The organism is Amycolatopsis sp. NPDC058986, from assembly GCF_042741125.1.
Classification (GTDB): Bacteria; Actinomycetota; Actinomycetes; order Mycobacteriales; family Pseudonocardiaceae; genus Amycolatopsis.
On record NZ_JBHYJW010000044.1, the window covers coordinates 69948 to 86171 of the forward strand.

The following is a 16224-nucleotide window of genomic DNA, read 5'->3' on the forward strand; positions in this document are numbered from 1 at the left end:
CTTCAAGGAGGGCAGCAATGAAGCTGGGACTGGCGGGCACCGGCCGGATCGGCACGTCGCACGCGGAAACGTTGAAGGGCTTCGACGAGGTCAGTGAGGTCGTCGTCGCCGATGTCGACGCCGGGCGCGCGCGGGCTGCCGCCGCGAAGCTCGGAGTCACCGCTGTGGAGAGCATCGACGCACTCTTCGGGGCCGGGCTCGACGGCTTGGTCGTCACGGCGGCGACCGATGCGCATCCCGCGCTGATCACCCGGGCCGTCGACGCGGGTCTCCCGGTGTTCTGCGAAAAGCCGGTGGCCGTGGACCTCTCGGGCACGCTGGCCGTAATCGAGCACATCACCGGCTCCGATGTACCGGTGCAGATCGGTTTCCAGCGGCGCTTCGACGCGGGGTACACCGCGGCGCGGGCCGCGGTGGCTTCGGGGGAATTGGGCTGGTTGCACACGGTACGGGCGACGACGCTCGACGCCGCGCCTCCGCCCGCGGAGTACGTTCCGCATTCCGGCGGGTTGTTCCGCGACTGCGGGGTGCACGACTTCGACATCATCCGCTGGGTCACCGGCCGCGCGGTGACGGAGGTGTACGCGCGAGGAGCCAACCGGGGCGAGCGGTTCTTCGCCGACGCGGGAGACGTCGACACCGGCGCGGCGACGTTGACGCTGGACGACGGCACGCTCGTCACGGTGTCGCTGAGCCGGTACAACGGCGCGGGCCACGACGTGCGGCTCGAAGTGCTGGGCTCGGTGGCGAACGTCGTGGTCGGGCTGGACGACCGGGTGCCGTTGCGCTCGGTCGAACCCGGCGTGCCCGCGCTGCCGGGCCCGGTCTATCCGGGGTTCATGGAGCGCTTCCGGCCCGCGTACACCAGCGAGCTGAAGACATTCCTCGACGTCGTCGCACGGCGCGCCGAAAGCCCGTGCGGGGTCCTCGACGCGTTGGAGGCGTTCTACATCGCCGAAGCCTGCGAGCTTTCGCGTCGCGAACGCCGTCCGGTCACCGTGGCCGAAGTCCGCCGTTAGCCTCCCGCGGCGGACGCCGGACTGACAGACTCGGGTGCTGCCGTTCGAGCACTGTCAAGGAGGACCCGGTTTGACGTTCGCCGTGGGCATTTTCGACCTGTTCCTCTACGCGGTCCCCGGCGCGTGCCAGCTCGCGTTCCTGGTCTATCTGGGAGCGCGGCTGCACGTCGTCGACGTCGCCCGCCTGTCCTCGCTGCCCGCCGTGCTGCTGCTGGTGGCCGTCGTGGTCGTCAGTTACGTCCTGGGGCACCTCGTCAACGCGCTGTGGGCGGTGGTGAGCCGGGTGCTGCCGATGCGGAGCGGGCGGCAGACGGCCAAGGAGTCCTTCCTCGCGCGGAACCCGCAGGTCCGGGAGCGTGCCTACATCCACGCCGACCCGGCGTTGCTGCGGCAGGGGGTGGCGGTGCAGGACAAGGAGGCCGCCGCGCAGATCGACCGGCTGATGTCCCAGGGCCTGATGGTGCGGAACCTGACCCTGCCGCTCTCGTTCGGGTTCGTGGCCGCCGTGGTCGAGCTGATCGCCGGCGGGCACCGGATCCTGGCCGCCTGCTGCGCGGTGCTGCTGGCGGCCGCGGTGGCCGGGGCGTACCGGGAAGGGCGCAAACTGGTGCGCTGGGCCGATCTGCGGACCTGGGAGACCTGTTTCTGGATGCCGGAGCTGGACACCGTGCTCGATCCCGCCGACGACGCGAGCTAGGGCCGGAGCAGCTTGCGGACAGTGCGGGCGACGAGATCGGCCGCACGCGGCGGGGGAGTGCGGCCGGCGGACAGATAACGGTGGACCACGGCGCGCGGAATTTCGACCAGCGCCAGCACCACCTCCTCGTCACTGCTTCCGGTGATCCCTGGCAGTTTCGACGTCGCCTTTTTCAACGCCGCCTTGAGTTCTTCGTCCGCCTTGACGGTTTCGGCGACGGCGGTCGCCGACCAGTCCGCCGGGCCGAAGGTGTGCTTGCCCGCGTCCAGCACCCGCGCGGCCGCCGGGTTCTTGCGGCACCACAGGACGACGCCCGAGGCCGCTTCGGCTGCTGCGTCCACGGACTCCGCGTCGCCGAGCGCGGTGACGAACGTGCTCTGGAAGTCGCGCAGCGTGCGGAGCCAGAGTTCGGACAGCAGGGCCGGGCGGTCGGGGAACCGGTGGTAGACCGAGCCGCTCGGCGCGCCGGTGGCCTTCGCGACGGCCGCCATGGTCACCGCGCGGACACCCCCTTCGGCGAACAACGCCGCCGCGGCGTCGAGGAACTGCGCGCTGGTGTGAGTCGGGGGCCTGCCCATGTTGTAGAGACTATGCTCTAATACGTTCTAGAGGAAAGTCTCTAGAACGGAGTTTGCTGCCATGGCGGTCTACAACGTGCATTCCCGGCGGTTCGACGTCCCCGCGGCCCGGGCGGGGAAGCTGCTGGACACCCTGGCCTCCGCGGACGACCGGCTGTGGCCGATCGAGGACTGGCCGCCGATCCGGTTCGACGGCCCGCTCGTGCCCGGGGCGAGGGGTGGGCATTCGTCGGTCCGGTACTTCGTGGAGTCGGCCGTTCCGGGCAGCGCCGTGCGGTTCCGGTTCACCGCGCCACGGGGACTCGACGGCTTCCACGAGTTCGTCGTCCTGCCCCGTGGTGAGGATGCCTGCGAACTGCGGCACGTCCTCGCCGGACGGCTTTCCGGCTCGGCGCTGGTGACCTGGCCGCTGTTCTGGCGCCCGATGCACGACGCCGTTCTGGAGCAGTTGCTGGACAACGCCGAACGGGCGCTGACCGGCGGGATCGCGCGCCCGTCGGTGTGGTCGCCCTACGTCCGCTTCCTGCGGTCGCTCGCGCGCGCGGCTCAAATCCGTTCGCCGCGTTCTTCGCCGGATGCGAAGCTCGGGGTGTGACCGACGTACGCCTGACCCCGCTGGACGAGGAGTCCCTCGCGAGGCTGCTCGACGCGGCCGTGACCGACGCGGACCCGCTGGAGGTGATGTCGCCGATCGAGGGCCCGCCCGGGTGGACCGCCGAGCGGCGTGCCGCGTTCCTCGCCTTCCACCGGCGACGGTCCCTCGACCCGGCCACCGCCGTGGAGACCACCTGGGTGATCGATGTCGACGGCCGCGCCGTGGGGGCCGCCCGGCTGGAGCCGGCGGGCGACGCCGTCGAAGCCGGGATCTGGCTGGGCCGATCAGCCCGGGGCCAGGGCGTCGGACGGCAGGTTGTGACCGCACTGCTCGACGCCGCGCGTACCGGTGGCGCTACCCGCTTCGTCGCCTCGACGACCACGGGCAACGCCGCCGCGCGGCGCCTCCTCACGAACGCGGGCGCCGACCTCGCCGTCCACGGCGGCGACGTCGATGCCACGTTGGACCTCTAGAGCCGGGGAATGACCTCGGCGCGGACATACTCGTCGGCGTCCCGGTCGCCGATGTGCGGGCCCTGGACGATGGTGACGCCCTTGGCGTTTGCGGCGGCCAGCAGCTTCTCTCGCGAGGGCGGTTCGACGCCGCCGCCGAGGATGAGCGCCGAGACATCACCCTCGGCGATGCGGGCCAGCGCGGCCTCGTCGGTGGTCATTCCCTCGGCGGAGTGACCGGCGGCCGAGATCGCCGCCACCACCTTGGTCACGATCCGCGGGTTCCGGCCGAGCAGCAGTACGGTCATGGTTGCCTCCTCTCTACCAGTCTGGGACCTCGAGTTATCTGGAGGTCAAGTCCGGCGCCGCGGGTGCGCTGGTGGCCGCGGGCGTCAGGCGAATCCTTCGTCGCGCATGCGGATCGTGCTGGTGGGGCCGTCGGGGCCGTGGACGCCGAAGTACCACCAGTGTCCGGCGGGCGCGGGTGGGTACTTCCTCTGGATGATCTTCACCAGCGCCTCACCGAGGGTGATGATCGGTGTGGTGCTCAGCTGTTCATGACCGCGCCAGATCACCGTGCGGCCGTCGAGCAGGCGCCGGCCTGATGCTTCCTCGGCGGTGACTGCCATCCGCGCGGCCAGTCGTTCGCAAGCCTTCTCGATCAGGCTGATGAACTCGTTCTCGTGCCCGTCGGCCCACTCGTCGAGGGGAAGCCCGTGCTCGGCTCCGACTATCGCGTGGATGCGCAACTCGCGTGTGAGCGCCGTCAGCCAGCTGTCCGTGTCCTGCGGGGCCGGCTCTTCGGCGGCCTTGGCCATCTCGGCGAGCAGAATCGAAGAACTGACGTCGCAGGCCCAGAAATCGAAGCCGTTGTACTCACCGGCCACTGTGCTGCTCATGCGAACACCTTCTCAGGTGAGCACTCCGACTGTCATCTGAGTTGGGGATCTCATCTTCGGGAGTATTCGGCTTAGGTTCGTAGGTGGATGGTGTTGCGGCGTGGTGTGCGGGTGGCGTCCAGCCAGGTGGGCGGTACGAACTCGGGTAGTCCGTCGGTGGTGATGCGGACTTCCCATTGGGAGTGGTGGATGAGCTTGTGGTGGATGGAACAGAGGAGGACGAGATTGTCTACTTTGGTCTCGCCGTGGTGTGCCCAGTAGGTCACGTGGTGTGGTGTGCAACGGTAGGTGGGGGCATCGCAGCCGGGGAAGGCGCAGCCGCCGTCGCGGCGGGTGAGGGCGCGGCGGATGGCGGGGGTGGCGAGGCGTTGGGCTCGGCCGACGTCGAGGGGTTCGCCGTGCGTGCCCAGGACCATGGGGATGATTTTGGCGTCGCAGGCGAGGCGTCGTGCTTCGGATGCGGTGATCTCGCCGAGCAGATCAAGAGTGGCCTGTCCGATCCCGGTTCGTAGTTCTTTGAGTCCGATGGTGACGACGATGTGGGTGGCTTCTCCGGCCTGCGTGGGCAGGTCGGGATGTTCGGCCCACATCCGCACCAGCTCCGAGAACGCGCACCCGCGTCGTTCCCACTGGGTTCGGGTATCGCGCCCCTCCTCTTCGGTAGCCGGACGGGGTTTCGCCAGGGGATCCAGCATCGCCTGAAGCCGGGCGGAGGTCTCGTCGTCCACCCGGGCCTTGATCTGATGCCCGCCATCCCGATGTGGAGCGATCGAGAACTCCGGCTGGAAGGGTTTCGGTTCCCGGGTTTTGGGTTCGCGTCCGTCGGGATCGAGTTGGGCGAGCAGGCGTCGTCCGGCGGCACGGATTTCTCGGGGTCCGGCGGCGCGGGCGAGTTCGGCGAGGATCTTCTCGGCCTGCTCCCGCTGATCCGCCGGGGCTGTTTTGGGGAGTTTGTCGAGGACGCGGAGGATTTCGTCGATCTGGGCGGCGCCGATCGCGCCCTCGGCGGCGGCCTGCGCAGTGGCAGGCGCGTCAGGTGGCTGTTCGCCGGTGGTGAGATCGCGGGTGCCGTTCAACGCGAGCGCCCGTGCTGCGCGTGCTTTCGCTTCGGCGTAGGGGATGTTCAGCGTCTCCTGCAACAGTCGCACCAGACTCCCGTACCCGGTGGTGTCGCGGATACCGCGTCGTTCCAGCTCGGCCATCACCTCACCCTGCACAGCAGCCTCGCGCCGCTGCACCGACTCGGACTCCAAGAGCCGTGTCAGCAGGCAGCCGACATCGACGCGCCACCACTCGGTGCGCGTTGCGGAGATGTTGCTGTCGACTGCCACAACATCAACGATACGCCGCCCGATCGAACATGTGTGCTATCGATCGGGTGAACCTGTGGGATGTTGTTTTCTTTGTGCAGCAACGAAAACAAGCGATACTCGCTGTGAGCTAACACTGACGCTTCGATCGCGGTGAACATGCGGGTGCCGTGCGCGCCGCATTCTTCGAGATGCGTCGAAGGTAGTGAAGGGAGGGGCCCTTGAGGGCGCTGAGCCCTGAACACGCCGATCGGGGACACGTCCGGAGGGCGTTCTTCGTGCATAGCGAGTCGAAAGTTGGATCCAGGCTGAGTGTTGTGAAGGTTCCCTCGAGGGCCTTCGGCCAACTCGGAATGTGGTGCTCACGGGCTCGCTGTGATGTGGGAGCTGTGGCGGTGACAAGGCGGTAGCGCCGTGATGGATCAGTGTCCATAGAGGACAAACGAGCCCGCCCGGCGCGAAGAAGCCGCTGGGGCGGACATTCCCGCGCTTCGCCTTCGGCGTAAGGCGGCCAACGGCGGCGGCGCAAAGATTCGTGGGTGTCTCCTTGAGGGGCCCAGAGTCCCTCAAGGAGACACCCACGGACCGTCAGCCCCTCAGGAAGCCTGGATTTCCGGGCGATACATGTCGATCCAGTGATACAGGTCGAGCGTGCGGTCGACACCGGCGCGTACGGCCGGGTCCATCGTCGCCGCGTCCAGTTCGGACACTCGCCGCAGCCAGCCGCGGTCCACCAGGTCGAACACCTGGTGTCCCGGCTCGGCGAGCACCTCCTTGGCCTGCTGCTGCAACGCGATCGCGTAGCCGGGGTCCTGTGTGGACGGATACGGGCTCTTCACCCTGTCCCGCACCGAATCCGGCAGGACGTGCTTGGTCGCGTGCCGCAGCAGGCTCTTTTCCCTGCCGTCGAAGGTCTTGAGCGACCACGGCGTGTTGTAGACGTACTCGACCAGCCGGTGGTCGCAGAACGGGACGCGGACCTCCAGCCCGACGGCCATCGACGCGCGGTCCTTGCGGTCGAGCAGCAGTCGCACGAAGCGGGTCAGGTGCAGATGGCAGATCGTGCGCATCCGCGCTTCCTGCTCCGTCTCGCCGTCGAGGTGCTCGACGTTCCCGACCGCGCTCGCGTACTGGTCGGCGATGTAGGCAGGCACGTCCAGTTTCGCCGCGAGGCCCTGATCGAGCATCTGGGTCCGCTCGCTCATCAGCGCGTTCCGGAAGGCCAGCCACGGGAACGTTCCCGACCGTACCGCGGTTTCGTCGTGGAACCAGCGGTAGCCGCCGAACACCTCGTCCGCCGACTCACCGGACAGCGCCACCGTCGACTCGCCGCGGATGGCCTTGAACAACAGGTACAGCGACATGTCGAGGTCGCCCATGCCCGACGGGATGTCCCGCGCGGTGAGCACCGCGCGGCGGATCGCGGGGTCGCTCAGCTCGGCCGGGTTGAGCATGACGTCCTGGTGCGCGGAGCCGACCAGCTTGGCGACATCCCGGATGAAGGGCGAGTCCGGGGTGTCGCGCATCTCGTCCGGCTTGAAGTTCTCCTCCTGGCCGAAGAAGTCGACCGAGAACGTCCGCAGCTGCTCGCCCTGTTCGGCCAGCCGGGCGGCGGCCAGACCGGTGACGGCGCTGGAGTCGAGCCCGCCGGACAGCAGCACGCAGCGCGGGACGTCCGCGACGAGCTGCCGGTTGACGATGTCGGTCATCAGCTCCCGTACGCGGGCGACCGTGGTCTCCTGGTCGTCGGTGTGCGGCCTCGCGTCGAGCTTCCAATACGTCCGCGTGCGCACGCCCTCACGGGAAACCGTGACGATCGTGCCCGGTTCGACCTCGCTCATGCCCTTCCACAGCGACCAGCCGGGTTGCTTGGTGACGCCCATCAGCTCGCGCAGGCCGTCGAGGTCGACGACGCGCGCTGCCAGCGAGTTCGCCAGGATCGCCTTCGGCTCGGAGCCGAACAGCACGCCGTCGCGGGTGGGGTAGAAGTAGAACGGCTTGATGCCCATCCGGTCGCGGATCATCACGAGCTTGTCGTCGCGTTCGTCCCAGATCGCGAAGGCGTACATGCCGTTGAGGTGCTCGGCCACCGCGTCGCCCCACTGCAGGTAGCCGTGCAGGACGACCTCGGTGTCGCTGTCGGTCTCGAAGGTGTGGCCGAGTCCGCTCAGTTCCTCGCGCAGTTCGGTGAAGTTGTAGGCCTCACCGCTGTACACCATGGCCACCGTGCCGTTCGGGGTGGCGACGCTCATCGGCTGCTTCCCGCCGGGGAGGTCGATGATCGCCAGCCGCCGGTGCCCCAGCGCGACGTGCGTGCGGACCCAGGTGCCGGAGTCGTCCGGACCCCGGCAGGACATGGTCTCGGTCATGGCGTCGATGTCGGCCTGGCGCCGGGTCAGGTCGGCGTCGTAGGCGACCCAGCCAGCGATACCGCACATGTGCTACCTCCTACAGTTGCTTAGTAAAGACAACTATTCGTAATGTCGTTGTAACACCCCTCGTGCCGCTTGTCTGCCCGTTATGTCCGCACCGCTGAGAGATCACTCGGTTGCTGACCGTCACTTCGGCTCGTGGCGGCCGTCACGAGCCGTCAAGGGCGCGTAAATGCCCACTTCCGGGGCGTCAAGGAGGCGTCAGGCGGTGTCGATTACCTCCCGCGACGGCCGCACAGTTGCGGCGTCCACTGGTCACCCGCTGGGTGACCTGTCCTGAGAGGTGCCTCGTGGCCGACTTGCTCTACGCCCTTCTGCTGATCGGCGTTTTCGGAGTGCTCGCGCTGACCCTGCGCGGTTTGGAGAAGCTGTGAACGGCGTGGGCGTGGCCGCCAACGTGATCGGCGGGGTGCTCGCACTGGGGTTGATCGTTTATCTCTTCATCGCGCTGATCAAGCCGGAGAAGTTCTGATGCGCTTCGTCGCACGTTGTCCCGCGGAGGAGCGGAATGAGTGACACAGCGGCCGGCTTCCTGCAAGTCGGCCTTCTTCTTGTCGCCTTGGCAGTGGTCTACAAACCACTCGGCGACTACATGGCCAAGGTCTTCTCGACGGAGAAGCACCTGAAGGTCGAAAAAGGCCTCTACAAGGTGGCCCGCGTCGACCCGGACACCGAGCAGCACTGGAAGACCTACGCCTCGGGCGTGCTCGGGTTCTCGTTCGTCGCGATCATCCTGCTGTACCTGCTGCAGCGGCTGCAGTCGATCCTGCCGTGGAACTTCGACCGGGGCGCGGTGTCGCCCGGCGTCGCGTTCAACACGGCCATCAGCTTCGTCACCAACACGAACTGGCAGTCCTACACGCCCGAGTCGACCATGGGCCACTTCGTCCAGATGGCCGGGCTCACGGTGCAGAACTTCCTGTCCGCCGCGGTCGGCCTCGCCGTCGCGATCGCGGTGACCCGCGGGTTCATCCGCTCGAAGACCGATCGGATCGGCAACTTCTGGGTGGACCTGACCCGCGGTACCGTCCGGATCCTGCTGCCGATGGCGTTCGTCTTCGCGATCGTGCTGATCGCACTCGGCGTGGTGCAGAGCCTCAAGTCCGGCATCGACGTCGTCAACCCGGACGGCAGCTCCAGCAGGATCGCGCTGGCCCCGGCCGCGAGCCAGGAGGTCATCAAGGAACTCGGCACCAACGGTGGCGGTGTCTTCAACGGCAACTCCGCGCACCCGTTCGAGAACCCCAACGCGTGGACCAACCTGATCGAGATCTTCCTGATCCTGGTCATCCCGGTCTCGCTGACCCGCACCTTCGGCAAGCTCGTCGGCAAGACGAAGCAGGGCTACGTCCTGCTGAGCGTCATGGGCGCGCTGTGGGGCCTGATGCTCGTCGGGATCTGGTGCGCCGAGGCCTTCACGAAGAGCCCGGCCGCGCTGGCCGCCGGAGCGAACATGGAGGGCAAGGAACAGCGCTTCGGGATCGGCCTGACGTCGATCTTCGCGGACACCACCACCGGGACGTCCACCGGCGCGGTCAACGGCATGCACGACAGCCTGTCCGGCGCGGGCGGCGGTGGCACGTTGCTGAACATGCTGCTCGGCGAGGTCTCGCCGGGTGGTGTCGGCACCGGCCTCTACGGCATCCTGGTGATGGCCGTCATCGCGATGTTCCTGGCCGGGTTGATGGTCGGCCGGACCCCGGAGTACCTGGGCAAGAAGCTCGGCAAGCGCGAGGTCACCTGCGCGGCGATCTCCATGCTGGCGATGCCGACCGTGATGTTGCTCGGCTCGGCGATCGCCCTGCTGCTGCCCGGAACGTCGGGCGCGATGTCCAACAGCGGCCCGCACGGGCTGTCGGAGGTCCTCTACGCCTACGCGTCGGCGAGCAACAACAACGGAAGCGCTTTCGGCGGTCTCACCGTGACCAACGACTGGTTCCAGGCCTCGCTGGGCGTGTGCATGACCCTCGGCAGGTTCATCCCGATCGTCGCCGTGCTGTGCCTGGCCGGATCCCTTGCCGCGCAACGGAAGGTGCCCGAGACCGCGGGCACGCTGCCCACCACCGGGCCGCTCTTCGGCACGATGCTGGCCGGCACCATCGTCCTCGTCGCGGCCCTCACGTTCATCCCGGCGCTCGCGCTCGGGCCCATCGCGGAGGCGTTGGCATGACCACCACAACGGAAACACCCCGGCGGACCCCGGAGGAGGAGACCCAGCACCACGTCGAGAACGCGGGCCGGGTCGGCGCCGGGATCTTCAACCCGCGCCAGCTCTGGACGTCCCTGCCGGACGCCCTGCGCAAGCTGAACCCGAAGCACCAGCTCCGCAACCCGGTGATGTTCGTGGTGTGGGTGGGCTCGGTGCTGGTCACCGTGTTCGCCATCACCGATCCGAGCGTGTTCACCATCCTCATCGCGATCTGGCTGTGGTTCACGGTCCTGTTCGCGAACCTCGCCGAGGCGGTGGCCGAGGGCCGCGGCAAGGCGCAGGCGGAAACGCTGCGCAAGGCCAAGAAGGAAACCGTCGCGCGGCGCCTGAACGAGGACGGCTCCGAGGAGTCCGTCCCCGGCGTGGAGCTGCGCATCGGCGACCTCGTCGTGGTCGAGGCCGGACAGGTGATCCCCGGCGACGGCGACGTCGTCGAGGGCATCGCGACGGTCGACGAATCGGCCATCACCGGTGAGTCGGCCCCGGTCATCCGCGAGTCGGGTGGCGACCGGTGCGCGGTCACCGGCGGCACCACGGTGCTGAGCGACCGGATCGTCGTCAAGGTCACGACCAAGCCCGGCGAGTCCTTTGTGGACCGCATGATCGCGTTGGTGGAAGGCGCTTCCCGGCAGAAGACGCCGAACGAGATCGCGCTGACGATCCTGCTCTCGACGCTGACCATCATCTTCCTGCTCGCCGTCGTGGCGCTGCAGCCGATGGCGGGTTACTCGGGCAGCCAGCAGTCGGTGATCGTGCTGACGGCGTTGCTCGTCTGCCTGATCCCGACGACGATCGGCGCGCTGCTCTCGGCGATCGGTATCGCCGGTATGGACCGGCTGGTGCAGCGCAACGTGCTGGCCACCTCCGGCCGCGCGGTCGAAGCGGCGGGCGACGTCAGCACCCTGCTGCTGGACAAGACCGGCACGATCACCTTCGGCAACCGGCGCGCGACCGAGCTGATCCCGGTCGGTGAATCCACTGTGGACGATCTGGCCGCGGCGGCCCGGCTCTCCAGTCTCGCCGACGGAACGCCCGAGGGACGCAGCATTCTCGAACTCATCGAGGAACGGCACGGGCTCCCGCAGGTCGCGAACGAGGACGAGAAGCTCGGCGAGTTCGTCCCCTTCACCGCGCAGACCCGGATGAGCGGCATCACCTTCGGCGAGCGCGAGGTTCGCAAGGGCGCCACCGGTTCGGTGCGCGAATGGGTGCGCGAGCGCGGCGGCGACATGCCGGACGAGACCGAACGCGTCGTCGACGAGATCTCCCAGCAGGGCGGGACCCCGCTGGTGGTCGCGGAGACGACGGGCGGGAAAGCGTTCGTGCGCGGTGTGATCCGGCTGTCCGATGTGGTCAAGCCGGGGATGAAGGAGCGCTTCGAAGAGCTGCGCGCGATGGGCATCAAGACGGTGATGATCACCGGCGACAACCCGCTCACCGCGAAGGCCATCGCAGAGGACGCGGGCGTCGACGACTACCTCGCCGAGGCCAAGCCCGAGGACAAGATGGCGCTCATCAAGAAGGAGCAGGAGGGCGGTCGCCTGGTCGCGATGACCGGTGACGGCACCAACGACGCTCCCGCACTGGCGCAGTCCGACGTCGGCGTCGCGATGAACACCGGTACCTCCGCCGCGAAGGAGGCGGGGAACATGGTGGACCTCGACTCCGACCCGACGAAGCTGATCGAGATCGTGGAGATCGGCAAGCAGCTGCTGATCACCCGCGGCGCGCTGACGACGTTCAGCGTCGCCAACGACCTCGCGAAGTACTTCGCCATCCTGCCCGCGATGTTCACCGGCATCTTCGCGCAGCTGGGCGCGCTCAACATCATGCACCTGGCGACACCGAAGTCGGCGATCCTCTCGGCGGTCATCTTCAACGCGCTCGTCATCGTCGCGCTGATCCCGCTGGCGCTGCGCGGCGTCCGGTACCGCCCGTCCACCGCGTCCGCGCTGCTGCGGCGCAACCTGCTGATCTACGGCCTCGGCGGCATCGTCACCCCGTTCCTCGGGATCTGGGTGATCGACCTGCTGGTGCGGCTCATTCCCGGGATTGGTTGATTGTCATGAAGGCTCTTCTCAAGCAGACCGGTGCCGGGCTGCGCGTCCTGATCGTGATGACGGTGCTGCTCGGCGTCATCTACCCGCTCGCGGTGTGGGCGGTGTCCCGGATCCCGGGGCTGCAGGACAACGCCGAAGGCTCGGTCGTCACGCAGAACGGCCAGGCGGTCGGCTCCTCGCTCATCGGGATCGACCCGGTGGCCAAGGATCCGGCGAACGACCCGTGGTTCCACACCCGGCCGTCGGCCACCGCGAAGGACGTGCTCGGCCCCGGCGACCCGTCGACCTCCGGCGCGTCCAACAAGGGCCCGTACAACCAGGACCTGGTGGACGCGATCACCAAGCGGAAGGACCTCATCGCCCAGCGAGAGGGCGTCAAACCCGATCAGGTGCCCGCCGACGCGGTGACCGCGGACGCCGCCGGTGTCGACCCGACGATCAGCGTCGCCTACGCGGACCTGCAGATCGCCAGGGTGGCGCGGGTTACAAGGCTGCCCGAGGCGAAGGTCCGCGAGCTGGTCGAACAGAACACCGGCGGTGCCGGGATCGGCGTCCCCGGGGTCAATGTGCTGAAGGTCAACCTGGCCGTGCGGGCCGCGGCCGGAGGGGCACACTGACAGTCGTGGACAACGACAGCACACGCCCGAAGCCGCGCCGGGGAGAACTGCGGATCTACCTCGGCGCGGCGCCGGGCGTCGGCAAGACCTTCGCGATGCTCGGCGAGGCGCGACGGCGGCTCGACCGCGGCACCGACGTCGTCATCGGGCTGGTGGAAACCCACGGCCGCAAGAAGACCGCGGAGCTGATCGAAGGACTGGAACTCGTGCCGCGGCGGCGGTTCACCCACCGCGGGCACGAGTTCACCGAGATGGACGTCGACACGTTGCTGGCGCGCAAGCCCGAGGTCGCCGTCGTCGACGAACTCGCGCACACCAACGTGCCCGGTTCGCGCAACGAGAAGCGCTGGCAGGACATCGAGGAACTCCTCGAGGCCGGGATCGACGTGCTGTCCACGGTCAACGTGCAGCATCTGCAGAGCCTCAACGACGTCGTCCAGCGCATCACCGGCGTGCCCCAGCAGGAAACCGTGCCGGACGAGGTGGTGCGGCGCGCCGAGCAGCTCGAACTGGTCGACATCACGCCCGAGGCGCTGCGACGCCGTCTTGCGCACGGGAACATCTACTCGGCCGAGCGGATCGACGCGGCGCTGGGCAACTACTTCCGGCCGGGCAACCTCACCGCGCTGCGCGAGCTGGCCCTGCTGTGGGTCGCCGACCAGGTCGACGTCGCGCTCCAGCGCTACCGCGCCGAGCAGCGGATCACCGACACCTGGGAAACCCGCGAACGGGTGGTCGTGTCGATCACCGGTGGCCCGGAGAGCGAGACGCTGATCCGGCGCGCGAGCCGGATCGCCACCCGCGCCGGTGCCGAACTCCAGGTCGTGCACATCCTGCGCGGGGACGGGCTGCGCGGGATCAGCCCGACCGCGATGGCCCGCTGCCGCAAGCTGACCGAGGAGGTCGGCGCCACCTTCCACACTGTCGTCGGCGACGACGTGCCGGACGCGCTGCTCGACTTCGCGCGCGGCGTCAACGCCACGCAGCTCGTGATCGGCACGTCCCGGCGATCGCGGGTGGCGCGGCTGTTCGACGAGGGCATCGGCGCCGCGGTGGTCCGGGATTCCGGGCCGATCGACGTGCACATGGTCACGCACGAGGAGGCGGGCGGGAAGCTGCCCGCGCGGCTGGGCAAGAGCCCGCTCAGGCCGACCCGCCGCGTCATGGGCTGGGTGCTTTCGGTGCTCCTGCCCGCGGTCGTGACCTTCGCCGGCGTCCAGTTCCAGCAGGCGCTGGAGTATCCCACGAACGTGATGGACTACGTGCTCGCCACGGTCGTCGTCGCGCTGGTCGGCGGGCTCGGTCCGGCGCTCGTGGCCGCGGTGCTCGGCGCCGGGCTGCTCAACTTCTTCTTCACCCCGCCGCTGTACACGCTCAACGTGCACACGCCGGAAAACGTGGTGACGCTCATTTCGATGATGGTCGTCGCGGTGCTGGTCGCGATCGTCGTCGACTCGGCCGCGCGCCGGGCCACGCAGGCGGCGCAGGCTCGGACCGAGGCGTCGCTGCTCGCCTCGTACGCGCGCACCGTGATGACCCATGCGAACCCGATCGAGCGACTGCTGGAGAAGGTGAAGGAGAACTTCGGCCTGACGTCGGTGACGCTGCTGGAGAAGCAGAAGGGGGAGTGGACGAAGGTCGCGTGCTCGGGCGGCGATCCGTGCAAGGACCCCGACGACGCCGACATCGACATCGCGGTCACCGCGGACGTCCACCTGACGCTGGTGGGCCGGGTGCTGCCCGCCTCGGACCGCCGGGTGCTGGAGGCCGTGGCGGGGCAGTCGCTGCTCGCGCTGCGCCAGCAGCGGACGGCGGCCGCGGCGGCCAAGGCCGAGCGCAAGGCGGCCGCGACCGAGCTGCGCACGACGTTGCTCTCGGCGGTCGGGCACGATCTGCGGACCCCGCTCACCTCGATCAAGGCGTCCATCGGCAGCCTTCGCGCGCCAGACCTGTCACTGTCCGAAGAGGACAACGCGGAGCTGCTGGAGACCATCGAGGAGTCGGCGGACCGGCTGGCCGGGCTGATCGACAACCTGCTCGACTCGTCCCGGCTGGCCACCGGCGCGGTGCGTCCGCATCTGCGGCCGGTCGGCTTCGACGAGGTCGTCAGCCACGCACTGACCAATGTGGACGGTTCGGGCTCGGTGGTCGTCGCTGTCGACGACGCGCGGCTGCCGTCGGTGCTCGCCGATCCGGGGCTGCTGGAGCGGGTAGTGGCGAACGTGCTGGACAACGCGTTGCGCCATGGCGCGAATCCTGCCGGGGAACCGGTCGCGGCCCGGGCCAGCGCGCATTCCGATCACGTCGAGCTGCGCATCGTCGACCACGGCAGGGGGCTGCGGAAGGGCACGGCCGAGTCCGCGTTCGCACCCTTCCAGCGGCTCGGCGGCGACCGTGATTCCACGCCGGGCGTGGGGCTGGGACTGTCGGTGGCGAAGGGGTTCACCGAGGCGATGGGCGGCTCGATCCGCGCCGAGGACACCCCGGGCGGCGGGCTGACCGTGATCATTTCCCTGCCCGCCTACCGCGGACAGGATCCGGAGAAGGACCTCCTCGCACGCGATCATGAGCTCGAGGACGACGACAGGGAGACGGTGCGATGAGCCCGGACAACGCGACGGTGCTGGTCGTCGACGACGAGCCGCAGATCGTGCGGGCGCTGCGGATCAACCTGTCCGCGCGCGGCTACAAGGTGATCACCGCGCACGACGGCACCGCCGCGCTCAAGGCGGTCGCCGAGACGAAACCGGACGTCGTCGTGCTCGACCTCGGCCTGCCGGACCTGGACGGCACCGAGGTGATCGCCGGGCTGCGCGGCTGGACGACGGTGCCGATCATCGTGCTGTCCGCGCGCTCCGACTCGGCCGACAAGGTGCACGCGCTGGACGCCGGCGCCGACGACTACGTCACCAAGCCGTTCGGGATGGACGAGCTGCTCGCGCGGCTGCGTGCCGCCGTCCGGCGTTCCGCCGTGTCCGGTGTGGACGGTGTGGAAGCCGTGGTGGACACCGGTTCCTTCACCATCGACCTCGCGGCGAAGAAGGTGCGGCGCGAGGGCAAGGAAGTCCATCTCACCAAGACGGAGTGGGGCGTGCTGGAGCTGCTGGTGCGCAACCGGGGGCGGCTGGTGGCGCAGAAGCAGCTGCTGCACGAGGTGTGGGGCCCGTCGTACGAGACGGAATCGCACTACCTGCGCGTGTATCTCGCGCAGCTGCGGCGGAAGCTGGAGCCGGAACCCTCGCGCCCGCGCCACCTGCTCACCGAACCGGGCATGGGCTACCGCTTCGAGGTCTGAGCCACGCACTTGCCGTTAAGGCCACCTTACGGGCGTCAGACGCCCGTAAGGTGGCCTTAAC

The 16224-nt window shown here is 68.7% G+C and carries 15 protein-coding genes; 10 read left to right on the forward strand and 5 right to left on the reverse strand.

What is annotated here, in order from left to right; genetic code table 11:
* The first annotated feature begins 17 nt into the window (after nucleotides 1-17).
* On the forward strand, nucleotides 18-1019 hold the full coding sequence (locus ACFW0G_RS31780; protein ID WP_378329126.1) for a Gfo/Idh/MocA family oxidoreductase: 1002 nt from the start codon (nucleotides 18-20) through the stop codon (nucleotides 1017-1019).
* 70 nt (nucleotides 1020-1089) lie between these two features.
* A complete protein-coding gene (locus tag ACFW0G_RS31785) occupies nucleotides 1090-1716 on the forward strand; it encodes a hypothetical protein (RefSeq protein WP_378329127.1) in 627 nt (208 codons plus the stop codon).
* On the opposite strand, the gene ACFW0G_RS31790 is transcribed toward ACFW0G_RS31785, so the two are convergent.
* Nucleotides 1713-2294, reverse strand: a complete 582-nt coding sequence (locus ACFW0G_RS31790) for a TetR/AcrR family transcriptional regulator (protein WP_378329128.1) — start codon at nucleotides 2292-2294, stop codon at nucleotides 1713-1715. The two genes, ACFW0G_RS31785 and ACFW0G_RS31790, sit on opposite strands and share 4 nt — an antisense overlap.
* Nucleotides 2295-2355: 61 nt before the next feature.
* On the opposite strand from ACFW0G_RS31790, the gene ACFW0G_RS31795 reads away from it, so the two are divergent.
* Nucleotides 2356-2889, forward strand: coding sequence for an SRPBCC family protein (locus ACFW0G_RS31795; RefSeq protein WP_378329129.1), 534 nt, complete (start codon nucleotides 2356-2358; stop codon nucleotides 2887-2889).
* Complete coding sequence (locus ACFW0G_RS31800) at nucleotides 2886-3362, forward strand: GNAT family N-acetyltransferase (RefSeq protein ID WP_378329131.1); 477 nt, start codon at nucleotides 2886-2888, stop codon at nucleotides 3360-3362. Before ACFW0G_RS31795 ends, ACFW0G_RS31800 begins: the two co-directional genes overlap by 4 nt.
* Here ACFW0G_RS31800 and ACFW0G_RS31805 read toward each other — a convergent pair.
* The 4 genes from ACFW0G_RS31805 to asnB all read right to left on the reverse strand — a co-directional run bounded on the left by ACFW0G_RS31805 (nucleotide 3359) and on the right by asnB (nucleotide 7988).
* Nucleotides 3359-3649, reverse strand: a complete 291-nt coding sequence (locus tag ACFW0G_RS31805) for a hypothetical protein (protein ID WP_378329132.1) — start codon at nucleotides 3647-3649, stop codon at nucleotides 3359-3361. The genes ACFW0G_RS31800 and ACFW0G_RS31805 overlap by 4 nt on opposite strands.
* 84 nt (nucleotides 3650-3733) lie before the next feature.
* The gene (locus tag ACFW0G_RS31810) at nucleotides 3734-4240 is read right to left on the reverse strand and encodes a hypothetical protein (RefSeq protein ID WP_378329133.1); all 507 of its coding nucleotides are present in this window, start codon (nucleotides 4238-4240) and stop codon (nucleotides 3734-3736) included.
* A gap of 71 nt (nucleotides 4241-4311) precedes the next feature.
* The gene (locus ACFW0G_RS31815) at nucleotides 4312-5571 is read right to left on the reverse strand and encodes a DUF222 domain-containing protein (protein WP_378329134.1); all 1260 of its coding nucleotides are present in this window, start codon (nucleotides 5569-5571) and stop codon (nucleotides 4312-4314) included.
* Between the two features lie 575 nt (nucleotides 5572-6146).
* Nucleotides 6147-7988: an asparagine synthase (glutamine-hydrolyzing) gene (gene asnB, locus ACFW0G_RS31820; protein ID WP_378329135.1), complete on the reverse strand. Its 1842-nt coding sequence runs from the start codon at nucleotides 7986-7988 to the stop codon at nucleotides 6147-6149.
* Nucleotides 7989-8352: 364 nt separating this feature from the next.
* On the opposite strand from asnB, the gene kdpF reads away from it, so the two are divergent.
* Genes kdpF through ACFW0G_RS31850 form a run of 6 tightly spaced genes read left to right on the forward strand, consistent with a single transcriptional unit; the run spans nucleotide 8353 to nucleotide 16163 of the window.
* Nucleotides 8353-8454, forward strand: a complete 102-nt coding sequence (kdpF, locus tag ACFW0G_RS31825; protein ID WP_345389302.1) for a K(+)-transporting ATPase subunit F — start codon at nucleotides 8353-8355, stop codon at nucleotides 8452-8454.
* A 36-nt stretch (nucleotides 8455-8490) separates the two neighbouring features.
* Nucleotides 8491-10152, forward strand: coding sequence for a potassium-transporting ATPase subunit KdpA (gene kdpA, locus ACFW0G_RS31830; RefSeq protein ID WP_378329136.1), 1662 nt, complete (start codon nucleotides 8491-8493; stop codon nucleotides 10150-10152).
* The gene (gene kdpB / locus ACFW0G_RS31835; protein ID WP_378329137.1) at nucleotides 10149-12251 is read left to right on the forward strand and encodes a potassium-transporting ATPase subunit KdpB; all 2103 of its coding nucleotides are present in this window, start codon (nucleotides 10149-10151) and stop codon (nucleotides 12249-12251) included. Before kdpA ends, kdpB begins: the two co-directional genes overlap by 4 nt.
* 5 nt (nucleotides 12252-12256) lie before the next feature.
* The gene (locus tag ACFW0G_RS31840) at nucleotides 12257-12868 is read left to right on the forward strand and encodes a potassium-transporting ATPase subunit C (protein ID WP_378329138.1); all 612 of its coding nucleotides are present in this window, start codon (nucleotides 12257-12259) and stop codon (nucleotides 12866-12868) included.
* A 5-nt stretch (nucleotides 12869-12873) separates the two neighbouring features.
* Nucleotides 12874-15471 (forward strand): DUF4118 domain-containing protein, encoded by a 2598-nt coding sequence (locus tag ACFW0G_RS31845; protein WP_378329139.1) that lies wholly within the window; start codon nucleotides 12874-12876, stop codon nucleotides 15469-15471.
* The gene (locus ACFW0G_RS31850) at nucleotides 15468-16163 is read left to right on the forward strand and encodes a response regulator (RefSeq protein ID WP_378329140.1); all 696 of its coding nucleotides are present in this window, start codon (nucleotides 15468-15470) and stop codon (nucleotides 16161-16163) included. The genes ACFW0G_RS31845 and ACFW0G_RS31850 overlap by 4 nt, the downstream gene beginning before the upstream one ends.
* Nucleotides 16164-16224 lie beyond the last annotated feature (61 nt).